Source organism: Aurantiacibacter xanthus, from assembly GCF_003584015.1.
Taxonomy (GTDB): Bacteria; Pseudomonadota; Alphaproteobacteria; order Sphingomonadales; family Sphingomonadaceae; genus Alteraurantiacibacter; species Alteraurantiacibacter xanthus.
Genome location: NZ_QXFM01000061.1, coordinates 1 through 12,150, shown reverse-complemented (window position 1 = coordinate 12,150; position 12,150 = coordinate 1). Strand labels below are relative to the sequence as shown.

11 protein-coding genes and 1 pseudogene are annotated in these 12,150 nt (G+C 65.5%); 3 read left to right on the top strand and 9 right to left on the bottom strand.

The window, feature by feature from the left end:
- Nucleotides 1-47 precede the first annotated feature (47 nt).
- On the top strand, nucleotides 48-377 hold the full coding sequence (locus tag D2V17_RS06090) for a PilZ domain-containing protein (RefSeq protein ID WP_119592213.1): 330 nt from the start codon (nucleotides 48-50) through the stop codon (nucleotides 375-377).
- A 120-nt stretch (nucleotides 378-497) separates the two neighbouring features.
- Here the strand turns inward: D2V17_RS06090 and D2V17_RS06085 are convergent, their stop codons facing one another.
- The 5 genes from D2V17_RS06085 to D2V17_RS06065 all read right to left on the bottom strand — a co-directional run bounded on the left by D2V17_RS06085 (nucleotide 498) and on the right by D2V17_RS06065 (nucleotide 6,535).
- A complete protein-coding gene (locus tag D2V17_RS06085; RefSeq protein WP_119592212.1) occupies nucleotides 498-1,694 on the bottom strand; it encodes a serine hydrolase domain-containing protein in 1,197 nt (398 codons plus the stop codon).
- Nucleotides 1,691-2,923 carry an SAM-dependent methyltransferase gene (locus D2V17_RS06080; RefSeq protein ID WP_119592211.1) on the bottom strand — a complete coding sequence of 411 codons (1,233 nt, stop codon included), beginning with the start codon at nucleotides 2,921-2,923 and terminating at the stop codon, nucleotides 1,691-1,693. Before D2V17_RS06080 ends, D2V17_RS06085 begins: the two co-directional genes overlap by 4 nt.
- Nucleotides 2,924-2,968: 45 nt before the next feature.
- Complete coding sequence (locus D2V17_RS06075; protein ID WP_119592210.1) at nucleotides 2,969-4,348, bottom strand: cryptochrome/photolyase family protein; 1,380 nt, start codon at nucleotides 4,346-4,348, stop codon at nucleotides 2,969-2,971.
- Between the two features lie 116 nt (nucleotides 4,349-4,464).
- Nucleotides 4,465-5,409, bottom strand: coding sequence for a metal-dependent hydrolase (locus D2V17_RS06070; RefSeq protein ID WP_119592209.1), 945 nt, complete (start codon nucleotides 5,407-5,409; stop codon nucleotides 4,465-4,467).
- Between the two features lie 19 nt (nucleotides 5,410-5,428).
- Complete coding sequence (locus D2V17_RS06065) at nucleotides 5,429-6,535, bottom strand: NADH:flavin oxidoreductase (protein WP_119592208.1); 1,107 nt, start codon at nucleotides 6,533-6,535, stop codon at nucleotides 5,429-5,431.
- A gap of 163 nt (nucleotides 6,536-6,698) precedes the next feature.
- Here D2V17_RS06065 and D2V17_RS06060 point away from each other — a divergent pair, with 163 nt between their 5' ends.
- On the top strand, nucleotides 6,699-7,442 hold the full coding sequence (locus D2V17_RS06060) for a phosphatase PAP2 family protein (RefSeq protein ID WP_119592207.1): 744 nt from the start codon (nucleotides 6,699-6,701) through the stop codon (nucleotides 7,440-7,442).
- Here the strand turns inward: D2V17_RS06060 and D2V17_RS06055 are convergent.
- Both D2V17_RS06055 and D2V17_RS06050 read right to left on the bottom strand, forming a co-directional pair.
- The gene (locus tag D2V17_RS06055) at nucleotides 7,439-8,485 is read right to left on the bottom strand and encodes a 2-oxoacid:ferredoxin oxidoreductase subunit beta (RefSeq protein ID WP_119592206.1); all 1,047 of its coding nucleotides are present in this window, start codon (nucleotides 8,483-8,485) and stop codon (nucleotides 7,439-7,441) included. The genes D2V17_RS06060 and D2V17_RS06055 overlap by 4 nt on opposite strands.
- A 132-nt stretch (nucleotides 8,486-8,617) precedes the next feature.
- Nucleotides 8,618-10,483, bottom strand: a complete 1,866-nt coding sequence (locus D2V17_RS06050) for a 2-oxoacid:acceptor oxidoreductase subunit alpha (RefSeq protein ID WP_119592205.1) — start codon at nucleotides 10,481-10,483, stop codon at nucleotides 8,618-8,620.
- A 170-nt stretch (nucleotides 10,484-10,653) separates the two neighbouring features.
- Here D2V17_RS06050 and D2V17_RS06045 point away from each other — a divergent pair, with 170 nt between their 5' ends.
- A complete protein-coding gene (locus D2V17_RS06045) occupies nucleotides 10,654-11,142 on the top strand; it encodes an RNA pyrophosphohydrolase (protein WP_119592204.1) in 489 nt (162 codons plus the stop codon).
- Between the two features lie 130 nt (nucleotides 11,143-11,272).
- Here the strand turns inward: D2V17_RS06045 and D2V17_RS06040 are convergent, their stop codons facing one another.
- Nucleotides 11,273-11,770, bottom strand: a complete 498-nt coding sequence (locus D2V17_RS06040) for a tetratricopeptide repeat protein (protein ID WP_191229097.1) — start codon at nucleotides 11,768-11,770, stop codon at nucleotides 11,273-11,275.
- A 70-nt stretch (nucleotides 11,771-11,840) separates the two neighbouring features.
- Nucleotides 11,841-12,150 (bottom strand): annotated as a pseudogene (locus D2V17_RS06035) (RsmB/NOP family class I SAM-dependent RNA methyltransferase); the annotation flags it as partial.

The window sequence follows — 12,150 nt, the reverse complement described above, 5'->3', positions numbered from 1 at the left end:
CGGCCATGGAGGCCGCTCTCGATTGCGACCATCACCGGACCCGCCCCATGACTGTGCAGAACCCTCCCCAGGACTACTATTTCTCCGCGCAGGAAGACCGCAGCGACCATCGGATGGCGATGATGATCCCGGCCAAGCTGCGGGTGCCCGGTATGCGCGCCTTTCCCACGGTGGTGAACGATCTGTCGCTATCGGGCTTTTCAGCCTCGGCGGTGAGCCGCATGCATCCCGGTTCGGTGTGCTGGCTGACCCTGCCCGGTCTCGAATCGCAGCAGGCCGAGGTGGTCTGGTGGGACGACGGGCTGGTCGGGTGTGCCTTTGTTAACCTTCTGTCGCCTATTGTGCATGACGCGATCCTGACGCGCTATCGCGACTAGCAACAGCGCCGCATCGCGTCACGCCCCGCCTTCGCCGCCGCGATGGCAGGCCATTGCCTCCTTCGTTTAGCGACCCCGGACACTTTGGCCTGCCTTCGCGGCGGCGCGTGGTAGGCAGATTTAGTCTGCCTTCGACGCGCGCGCGTCCACAGCGGCCTGCACCGCCTCATAAAAGCGGGTGCGCTCGGCCATTACGCCGTCGTTGGTGCTGGCAACGGGCCAGTCGGCATTGGTGGCTATCACCAGTTGACGCGCCGGGTCGATGAAGATGCCCTGCCCAAAGATCCCGCTCGCGCCGAAACCACCACCGGGATAGGTCCACCACTGGTAGCCATAGCCGCGCCCACGGTCGGTATCGAAGTGCTTGGTGGTGGCCTCGGCAAACCAGTCCTCGGGCACCACGCGCTGGCCGCCCGCCATGCCGTTATCGAGCACGAACTGCCCGAACCGCGCCATATCGCGGGTGCGCGCCTGGAAACAGCAACCGCCCATCTCGCGCCCCGTCGAGTTGAGCAGCCATGAGGCATCGGCCTCCATCCCGTAGGGCCGCCAGATCTTCTCCGACATGTAGTCCGCCAGCGACTTGCCCGTGGCCGCCATAACCAGCGCGCCGATCATGTTGGTCTCGCCGGTGTTGTAGTGCCAGCGTTCACCCGGCGGGGCGGCGCGCGAAAGGGTGCGCATATAGGAGACGGTCGCGTCCATATCGCCCTCGGGCTTGTGCGCATTGAAGCGGGCGACGTCGGAAGCGGGGTCGGTGTAGTCCTCGTTCCAGGCCACGCCCGAACTCATCGTCAGCACCTGCCGGATGGTCACGCCATCGTAAGCCGAGCCCTTCAGGTCGGTGATATAGCCAGTGATCGGATCGTCGAGGCTTTTGATCGCGCCATCCTGCAAGGCCGCGCCGACCAGCGTCGAGGTCAGGCTCTTGGCGACCGAAAAGCTGGTCCACTTGCCCTGCCCGTCGAAACCGAGGCCGTAGCTTTCGTAGACCCGCTTGCCGTCGACGAGAATCACAATGGCGGCGCTGCGCTGGCTTTTCTCGAACGCGGCCATGTCGATCCCGATGGCGAGCGGCTCGCCTTTCGGCAGCGCCCTCACCTCGCCGCCCGCCGCGCCCACGTGGCTTTTGGCGAGGAACGGGAACTGGTCCATCGCGCGGAACATCGCGTCACGGGCGTCCTGATCCCAGAACAGCACATCGGTGTCGGTCGGTGGGTTGAGCAGCACTGCGCGTTGTTCGCGGGTCAGCAAGGCAAACGCCGCAATCACGGCCAGCGCGACCACCAACAGCGCAATGGCGAGTATCTTCTTCATCGCTTCACCAGCGTCACCTGACTGACCTCGATCCCGCCCCCACGAAAGCCGCCTTCGCAATACATCAGGTAGTAGCGCCAGAGCCGGATAAAGCGCTCGTCGAAGCCCGCGGGCAGGCGCTGCTCGGCCACGGCAGAATCGAAGCTTTTCCGCCACGCTTTCAGCGTCTCTGCATAGTCGAGCCCGAAGTCCTCCTGATCCTCCCACGCGAGGCCGCGCTGTTCGGCGAGGCGGCGGAACTCGCTGGTGCGCAGCAGCATCCCGCCGGGGAAGACATAGGCCTGAATGAAGTCGGCGCTGGCGGCATAGGCGTCGAAAATATCGTCGCGGATAGCGATATACTGGATCGCCGCCCGACCGCCGGGGCGCAGCACGCGGGCGATGCAGTCGAGAAAGGTGGGCCAGTATTCGCGGCCCAATGCCTCGACCATCTCGACGCTGACCACGCCGTCGAATTGGCCGGTCACATCGCGATAGTCCTGCTTGTGGAAGGCCACCGCAGGCCACTGCGCGCGGGCATGGGCGAGCTGCTGGTCGGAAATGCTGATCGCCTCGACATGCGGGACGCTGCGCGCAAGGTAAGCCGCGAGCGAACCCCAGCCGCAGCCCACTTCGAGCACGCTGGTGGGGCTCCCCAGCCGCTCCGCCAGCCGCTCCCACTTGCGGCGTTGTGCGGCTTCAAGGCCGTCGTCGCCCACGCGGTAGGCCGAAGAATAGGTCATGCTCGGATCGAGCCATGCGCCGTAGAAGTCGTTGCCGAGGTCGTAGTGCGCGTGAATGTTCTTCTCGGCCTGCGCGCGGGTGTTGCGCTTGAGCGCGTGCAACAAGCGCGCCGCCAGCCGCCACGGTCCCTTGGCGCGGGCGGTGTCGCCGAGGCTCGCGGCATTGGCCATAAACAGCGCGAACAGCGGGACCGGGTCAGGGCTGTCCCACTCGCCCGCCTCCCACGCCTGATACCAGCCAACCGACCCTCCCGTGGCCAGCCGCACCAGCGCGCGCCAGTCTTTCAGATGGACCTCGCATTCGAAGCCGGGAGCATGGCCGCCGAGCGTCCGGCGCGTGCCATCGGGCAGCACGGCATGGATTGCGCCGCTGGTCAGACGCTCGTCGATGCGGTCGATAATGCGGGCAAAGCCGGGGGCGAACAGGCGGGCGAACAGGCCCGGACGCGCACCAAACTGCGCCCCCGCGCCGAGCAATGCCGTTCCTCTCGCCTCGCTCACGCCCATGGCCTGTCTTATGGACAAGCGCCCGCCACTGGGCAAGCCGCGAAGCTAGTCCTTGGCCTCACGATAGGCGCTGAGAGCCCGCTCGCGCGCTTCCTTATGGCCGATGATTTTCGCCGGATAGTCGCCGCGTTTGTCGTCCGCCGGATCGTGGATTTCTCTGTCGGACAAGTGCGCCAGTTCGGGCACCCACTGGCGGATATAGCCCGCCGCATCGAATTTTTCGGACTGGCTGAGCGGGGCCATGATCCGCACGAACATGTTCGAATCGACCCCCGTGCCGCTCACCCACTGCCAGTTGACGCCGTTGCTGGCATAGTCGGCATCGACCAGCGTATCCCAGAACCAGCGCTCGCCCTCGCGCCAGTCGATCAGCAGGTGCTTTACGAGGAAGCTCGCCGCGATCATGCGCACGCGGTTGTGCATCCAGCCGCTGTGCCAGAGCTGGCGCATCCCGGCATCGACAATCGGGTAGCCGGTGCGGCCCTGTTGCCAGGCCTCAAGCTCCGAGGCGATCACATGGCCGCGGTTGGGATTGCGCCAGAGGCCGTCATCGTAGCCGTCGCGATAGCTTTTCACCGGGTAGTCGGGGAACTGGCAGATCACGTTCTGCGCATAGTCGCGCCACAGCAGTTCGGAGCGATAGACCCGCGCGCCTTCAGAGGTGTAGCGGCTCATCGCCTCCCATAGCATGGCGGGGGAAACCTCGCCGAAATGGAGGTGTGGGCTTAGCTTGGAAGAGCCGTCTATCGCCGGCAGGTTGCGGTCTTCATCGTAGTTGCTGACCACGTCGAGGAAGCTGTCGAAGCGCTCCATGGCCGCGCTGGTGCCTGCCTGCCATTCCTCGCGCAGACCGCCTGCCCAGTCGGGCTTGGTGGGGAGCAGGTTCCAGTCCGAAAGGCTGTCGCTGGCTGGCCATGTTTCGGGCGCGGAAAGCGCGGGTTCGGGGAGGATATCGAAGCCGTCGATGGCGGCGAGGCTCGCCTTCATGAACGGAGTGTAGATCTTGTAGGGCTCACCCGAGCCGGTGGTTACCGCACCGGGCGGCAGCAGGTAATTGCCGTCGTAAAGCTTGAGGTCGAGCCTGTCCTTCAGCGCGCCCTGAGCCCTGCGCCACCACGGCTCGTAATGGCGCAGCGCGTGGACGGCCTGCGCGCCGGTCTCTTCGGCCAGCTTGCACAGTTCCTCCACCGCATCCCCGCGCCGGAGGATGAGCTTGCTATGATGGCGGGCCAGATCGCGTTCCAGCGCCTCCAGCGACTGGTGCAGATACCAGCGCGAGGCGCCGCCATACTTGTGGTTCTTCGCCGCCGCGTCGTCGAGCACATAGACCGGGATGACCGGCCCCGCCTCGGCAGCGGCGGTGAAGGCGCGCTGGTCAGTGAGCCGGAGGTCGCGCCGGAGCCAGACGATCTGGGGTTTGGTCATATCACGAATCCCGTCTGTCCTGAGCTTGTCGAAGGACTGCTTTTCTCCGAGTGCGGCGCTAAAGGGAAAGACAGCCCTTCGACAAGCTCAGGGCGAGCGGTTCGGGGAGGGAAACGTCAATCTCCCGCAGCGGGTTCCTCACAAGCCACATCGGGCAGCGCCAGCGTGAAGCTGCTCGTCACCCCGCCCCCGTAATAGCGCGCATCGTGCAGCACCACCGAGCCATCCTCGGCCCGAGCAGCAAAGGGCGCGCGCGACCAGAACAGGAAGGCATCGAGCTGGCTGTTGGTCTGCCGCAAGGCATCGGTGTCCGGCCACTCACAGCGCTGCTCGGTGATCGGCTCAAGCGCGCCCGACCCGGAATTGCGCACCCACCAATCGTTCGCCGTCCCGACAATCGTCGAGCGACGCCAGAACACGACCGGCGGCGGGCTGCCGATGGCGATCTGCCCCGACACATGAGGCGCATCGAACTGCGCCGTTTCGGCGGCGTAGGTAATGCCCGCATTCACCCCGATATAGGCGAGCACCCCGGCCAGCGTCACGCGCCCGATCTTGCGCCAGTCCTGCCCCCGCTTCTCACGCCGCAGCGACAGCCACAGGCCCAGCCCCATGCCGAGCCACAGCCACAGATCGATAATGAACAGCACGTCGCCATAGAACCAGCGGTGCGAGAACGGTTCGAGCAGGCGGATGCCGTAGGTGTTCATCCAGTCGAGCGCCGGATGAGTCAGGCAGGCGATAAAGGCCAGCGCGAACAGCCAGCCGAAATGCACCGGCAACCGCCCCTCGGGTCGTTTACCCCGCTTCGCCTGCCAGCGATCATAACCCCACAGGATGCCCGCCAGGGCCAGCGGCAACAGCACCAGCGCGGGCGGGCCGTGGGTGATGCCGCGCCGAAAAGCCAGATACTCCAAGCCGGTCGTCCAGGCGAAGCAGGTGACATCGACATCGGGCAGGTTCGCGCCGATAATCAGCGCGGGCATGGCAAGGCCGGTCTTCTTTTTGAGACCGGCCTGCCCGATCAGCGCGCCGACGAGCGAATGGGTGAGATTGTCCATTCGCCCATGGCTAGCAGGTTCAGACCAGTTCGCCGAGCATCTGCGCGTCGAAGCCCTGCAACTCGCTCTGCCGACCCTCGCGCACCTTGTTGGCGAACTCCGGGTTGGCGATCAGCGCGCGGCCCACGGCGATGAGGTCGAACTCGCCTGCGTCCATGCGCCGCTCCAGTTCGCCGAGGTCGGCAACCTTGCTGCTCTGGCCCGCAAAGGCGGCGAGGAACTCGCCATCGAGCGCCACCGAGCCGACGCTGATCGTCGCCGCACCGGTCAGCTTCTTGGCCCATCCCGCGAAGTTCAGACCCTTCTCGCCGTCGATCTCGGGGAACTCGGGCTCCCAGAAGCGGCGCTGCGAGGCGTGGATCACGTCTGCCCCGGCAGCCACCAGCGGGCCGAGCCAGGCTTCCATCTCGGCAGGCGTCGGGGCGAGCTTGACGGTATAGTCCTGCTGCTTCCACTGGCTCACGCGCAGGATCAGCGGCATGTCGGCGGGCATGGCGGCGCGGACCTGCTTCACGATCTCGGCGGCGAAGCGGCTGCGTTCGGGCAGGGTCGCCCCGCCCCACTTGTCATCGCGGCGGTTCATTTCGCCCCAGAAGAACTGGTCGATCAGATAGCCATGCGCGCCGTGCAGCTCGATGGTGTCGAAGCCGAGCTTCACCGCATCGGCAGCAGCGCTGGCGAATTTGGCGACCGTGTCGGCCACATCCTCCTCACTCATCGCCTTGCCGAAGGGTTCGCCCTTGCCGTCGATGCCAGAGGGGCCTTCCGGCTCACCGGGGCGCGACAGATCGGGGCTCTGCGCCGGCACGAGACCGGTGTGCCACAGCTGCGGGGCGATCTTGCCACCTGCGCCGTGGACCGCCTCCACCACATGGCCCCAGCCCTCCAACGACTTGTCGCCATGGAAGGCGGGAATACCCGGATGATTGCGAGATTCGGGCCGGTCGATCCCGGTGCCTTCGGTGACGATCAGCCCGGTGCCACCCGCCGCGCGCTTGCGATAATACTCGGCCACGTTATCGCCGGGCACGCCCTGCGGCGAGAAGGTGCGCGTCATCGGTGCCATGACGATGCGGTTGGGCAGCGAGAGGCCCTTGATGCTAAGCGGATCGAACAGGACGGACATAAAACGGGATGCTCCGGTTGAGGGACTGTGGCGGCAAAGCTGGGAAGCAAGGTTGCAATAGACAACCCAGTTTGGGTGTAACCAAGAAAAACTTCGCGCGGCAGGCTGCGGCACCCGATCCGCATTCGTGCGTTCGTTTCGGAATGGGAATTTTACGGTGACCATGTTGATAGACCCGCGCCGCTGGCTGTTTCGCGAGCAGCGCTTCCTCGCGCTGTTTCTGCTGGGCGCGGCGCTGGTCGCCGGATTCGTGGCGCTGGCGGGCGAGATGCAGGAGGGCGAGACCCACGCTTTCGACATTGCCATTCTCAAGGCGCTGCGTGTGCCGGGCGATCCGGCGCACCTGATCGGGCCCGGCTGGCTGCAAACGGTCGCCACCGACATCACCGCGCTCGGCGGGGTGACGGTGCTGACGCTGGTAAGCCTGCTCGCAATCGCCTTCCTGCTGCTGCGCGGGCGCTGGCGGCAGGCGGGATTTACCGTGCTCGCAACGCTCGGCGGGGCGGTGATGGGCCACCTGCTGAAGGGGCTGTTTGCGCGCTCTCGCCCCGAGGCCGTGCCGCATCTGGTCGAGGTGACTTCGCTGAGTTTCCCGAGCGGGCATTCGCTCAACAGCGCCATCGTCTATCTGACATTGGCGGTGATGATCGCGCGCAGCTTCACCGACCGCACCAGCCGGGTGTTCACCGTGGCCGTGGCGGTGCTGCTGGTGCTGGCCATCGGCTGCACGCGGGTGCTGCTGGGCGTCCACTACCCGACCGACGTGCTCGGCGGGTGGACGCTGGGCGCGGCCTGGGCGCTGCTGGTGGGTGTGGTCGCCGACGTGCTGCAGAAGCAGCACCGGATCGAGGAGCCGAGCAACGGACAGGGCGAGGCCAAGGCCCCGCCCCATGATAGTTCAGCCTAGACCGGGTCTTGCGCGGTGCCGCTGACGGTCCAGGTCTGGCCCTTGGCAAGCAGCCTGGCGAGGTTGTTGTCCTTGCCCTCGACCGCCTTGGCGCGCTCCGCAATCACGGCGCTCTCGTAAGTCGGCTTGGGATCGTCGTAGATCACGCCGAGCGGCATCGGATAGGGGCCGAACTCCAGCTCGATCAGCATGTGCGCGAGCATCCGGTTCTTCGCGTCGTGGACGCAGACGCCCGCGGCCTCCCAGTCGCCATCGACGACATCCACCACCTCGAACGAGAAGGTCTCGGGCACCAGCTTGAGGCCCTTTATGTCGCCCTTCTTGGCATTGCCGAACAGCATCGGCTGACCGTGTTCGAGCCAAAGCTGGCGATCTTCCGCGCCCTTGGGAGCGGCGAAGTCGTCGAACACGTCCTTGTTGTAGACGATGCAGTTCTGGAAAATCTCGATGAAGGCCGCACCCTGATGGGCATGGGCTGCCTTGAGCACGTCGGGCAGGTTCTTGCTGACGTCGAACCCGCGCCCGATGAACCGCGCCCCCGAACCGAGCGCAAAGGCACAGGGGTTGGCCGGGTGGTCGACCGAGCCGAGCGGCGAGGTCGGCGTGCGGGTGTGCTCGCGGCTGGTGGGCGAATACTGGCCCTTGGTGAGGCCGTAGATCTCGTTGTTGAACAGCATGATCTGCATGTTCACGTTGCGGCGCAGCACGTGCATCATGTGGTTGCCGCCGATGGAAAGGCCGTCGCCATCCCCGGTGACGAGCCACACGTCGAGATCGGGGTTGGCGAGCTTCACGCCGGTGGCGAAAGCAGGCGCGCGACCGTGGATCGTGTGGAAGCCGTAGGTCTCCATGTAATAGGGGAAGCGGCTCGAGCAGCCGATCCCGCTGATGAAGACGGTGTTCTTCGGATCGGCGCCCAGCTGCGGCAAGGTGCGCTGCACCGCCTTGAGGATCGCATAGTCGCCGCAACCGGGGCACCAGCGGACCTCCTGGTCGGTTTCCCAGTCCTTGAGGGTGGTTTCGATCTTCGCAACTTCAGTCATATGCCAAACCTAGATTGTCCGCTCGTGCTGAGCTGGTCGAAGCACTGTCTTTGCTTGCGGCACGAACAGCGCTTGAAGAAAAAAGCAGCCCTTCGACACGCTCAGGGTGAGCGGGTCTCGGGGCCTTGTTCGTCACTCCGCCAACGCCAGTTCAATCGCCGCTTCCAGCTCGGCGATCTTGAACGGCTGGCCGCTCGTCTTGGTGTAGGGCTGGGCATCGACCAGCAGCTGGTCGCGCAGCACGGTCTTGAACTGGCCGGTGTTCATCTCGGGCACCAGCACCTTGTCGTACTTGCGCAGCAGCTCGCCCGAGTTGGCGGGCAGCGGCCAGATGTGGCGGAAGTGAATGTGGCTCACGTCCAGCCCCTTCTTGCGGCAGTTGTCGACCGCGCGGCGAATCGGGCCGAAGGTCGAGCCCCAGCCCACCACCGCGAGTTTGCCGCCCTCCTCACCCAGCGTCACACCCTGATCTGGCACGGTGATGCCGTCGATCTTGGCCTTGCGCGCATCGGTCATCGCCTGATGGTTTTCCGGCGAATAGTCGATGTTGCCGGTGCCTTCCTTCTTCTCGATGCCGCCGATGCGGTGCATCAGGCCCGGCGTGCCCGGCTTGATCCACGGCCGCGCACCCTTGGCGTCGCGCTTGTAGGGCAGCACCTTGCCATCGGGGTTGTTGTTCTCGGTCAGGAACTTCGCGGTGAAAGGTTCGAAGCTGTCAACGTCCGGCACCTTCCACGGCTCGGCCGCATTGGCGATATAGCCGTCGGTCAGCAGCATCACAGGGGTCATATATTCGACCGCGATGCGGCAGGCCTCGATCGCGCATTCGAACACGTCGCCCGGCGAGCTGGCCGCCACCACCGGGATCGGCGCATCGCCATTGCGGCCATAGACGGCTTGATAGAGGTCGCTCTGCTCGGTCTTGGTCGGAAGACCCGTGGAGGGGCCGCCGCGCTGCGAGTTGACGATCACCAGCGGCATTTCGGTCATCACGGCAAGGCCCATCGCCTCGCCCTTCAGCGCAATGCCGGGGCCCGACGAGCTGGTCACACCAAGCTGGCCCGCATAGCTCGCGCCAATCGAGGCGCAGATCGCCGCGATCTCGTCTTCCGCCTGGAAGGTGGTGACGCCGAACTCCTTCAATCGCGCGAGGTGATGCAGGATCGAGCTGGCCGGCGTGATCGGATAGCCGCCGAAGAACATCGGCAGACCGGCAAGCTGCGCGCCGGCCACGAGGCCGAGCGACACCGCTTCCGCGCCGGTTATGGTGCGATAGAGGCCGGGTGCGCTCTCGACCGGGCCGATGTGCACCTGCTTGAGCGGCCCGGACAGCTCCGCCGTCTCGCCATAGGCGTGGCCCGCGTTGAGCGCGGCGACGTTGGCAGCAGCGATATCGGGCTTGGTCCTGAACTTGGCGTTCAGCCAGTCGATCAGCGGCTGGCGATCACGGTCGAACATCCACAGCGCGAGGCCCAGCGTCCACATGTTCTTCGAGCGCAACGCATCCTTGTTACCGAGCCCGAAGTCCTTCACCGCCTCGATGGTCAGCGCGGAAATGTCGAAGGCGAGCAAGTCCCACTGCGCGAGGCTGCCGTCTTCGAGCGGGTTGCTCTCGTACTTGGCCTTTTCGAGGTTGCGCTTGGTGAACTCGCCGGAGTCGGCGATGATCAGGCCGCCGGGCTTGAGCGACGCCAGGTTCACCTTGAGCGCGGCCGGGTTCATCGCCACCAGCACATCGGGCGCGTCACCAGCGGTGCTGATCTCGCGGCTGCCGAAGTTGATCTGGAACGCCGAGACCCCGAACAAGGTGCCCTGCGGCGCGCGGATTTCCGCCGGAAAATCAGGGAATGTCGCCAGATCGTTGCCCGCCAGCGCGGTCGACAGCGTGAACTGCCCTCCGGTGAGCTGCATCCCGTCGCCGGAGTCGCCGGCAAAGCGCACGACAACCGCATCGGGGCTGGCATTGTGGATGATCGGGTCGGCGGTCTGGGTCGCCATAAAGCAAAAGGCCTTCGTCAAGAGAACTCGTCGGCCCTCGACCTAGGTTCGCGGAGGCCGAGAGACAATCAAGATTTTCTGTGCCTCCACAAATCCCCCACAATCGATGCCCGATAATCGATGCGGCGCAAATGCTGGAACTGGCGCGCCCTTACTACTAAGTCTGCCCGATGAGCAAACCAGACCCCACCCAATATCGCCCCTGTGTCGGCACCATGCTGATCAACGCCGAAGGCCGCGTGTTCGTCGGCAAACGGATCGACACCAAGGAGGGCGACTGGTGGCAGATGCCGCAAGGCGGCGTCGACGAGGGCGAAGACCTCGATCGGGCCATGCTGCGCGAACTGCACGAGGAAACCGGGCTCACCGCCGACAAGGTCGCCATCGTGGCGCGGATGGAGGAAGAGCTGTTCTACGACCTGCCCGCAGAGCTGAAGGGCAAGCTGTGGAAGGGCCGCTATGTCGGCCAGCGTCAGCGCTGGTACTGCGTGCGGCTGACCGGTTCCGAGGCCGACATCGACCTCGAAGCGCATAGCCACCCCGAGTTTTCGGACTGGAAATGGATCGAGGCCGAGCAACTGCCCGCCATGATCATCCCGTTCAAGAAACCGATTTATGAAAAGGTGGTAGCGGCGTTCTCGGATTATACCGGGGCCTGATCACCCTGGCTCCCCTCCCCTTGGGGAGGGGCTGGGGGTGGGGGCTCGACGCTGGACACTGGCGTGGTCCCCCATCCCAACCCTTCCCCACAGGGGAAGGGCTTTGCGGGCCAATGCTATGTCATCCCGCCTAGTTCTGGGTGACGCCGCTATCCGCCGGGGTCATCTCGGCGGTCATGACGGCAGGGCGCGCGGCAATCGCGGCGGCAAGCTGCTGCGTTTCGACGCAGGTCTCGCCGCAACGTTCTTCCAGCTCGCTCAGCGCCTCACGCGCGGCGGTCATCGCGCCCTTTTCGACCAGCGCCTCACCCTCGCCCGAAATCGCGGCATAGTTGTTCGGATCGCGCGCCCGTGCCTCGCGGTAGTAGCGGATCGCCTTTCCTTGCAGGCCATCGGCACGCGCGGCCTCTGCCAGATCGAGGAACACCGTAGTCATCCCCGGATCGACCGCCAGCGCAGCCTCGAACGCATCGACCGCGCCCTGCGTATCGCCGCCGTTCAGCAGTTGCCGCCCCTCAGCCACCAGTTCGCTGGCGCGCGGATCGTCTGCGCGCTCGCCCGCCGCGCTCATGCTCGCGCTCACGGCGAACAGCAGCGACAGGGCAGCGGCAGCAGGGGCAAAACGCATGATCTTCTCCAAAAGCGCGGACCGGTTATGGTTTCGTCGGACGGTCTTCGCAGTCATGTGACCAGAGCTATCACGGCTTAGATAGACAGGCGATGAAAAAACCATCGGTTGCATCGTGTAACGGATCGAGCCGCCAGCCGGTTCCGCGCGGACGGCCGAGCGGCAACTCGGGAGCCCTGGCCTGCCAGCCCGGATTCGCGGCAAGGAAGGCTTCGACCTGCCCCGACCCTTCCTCGTCGAGCAGCGAGCAGGTGACGTAGGTGAGCTGGCCGCCCGGATGCAGCAGCTCTGCCGCAACGCCCAGCAATCGCGCCTGCAAGGCGGTGAGCCGCTCCAGTTCGCGCGGGGTCAGCCGCCAGCGCGCCTCGGGATTGCGCCGC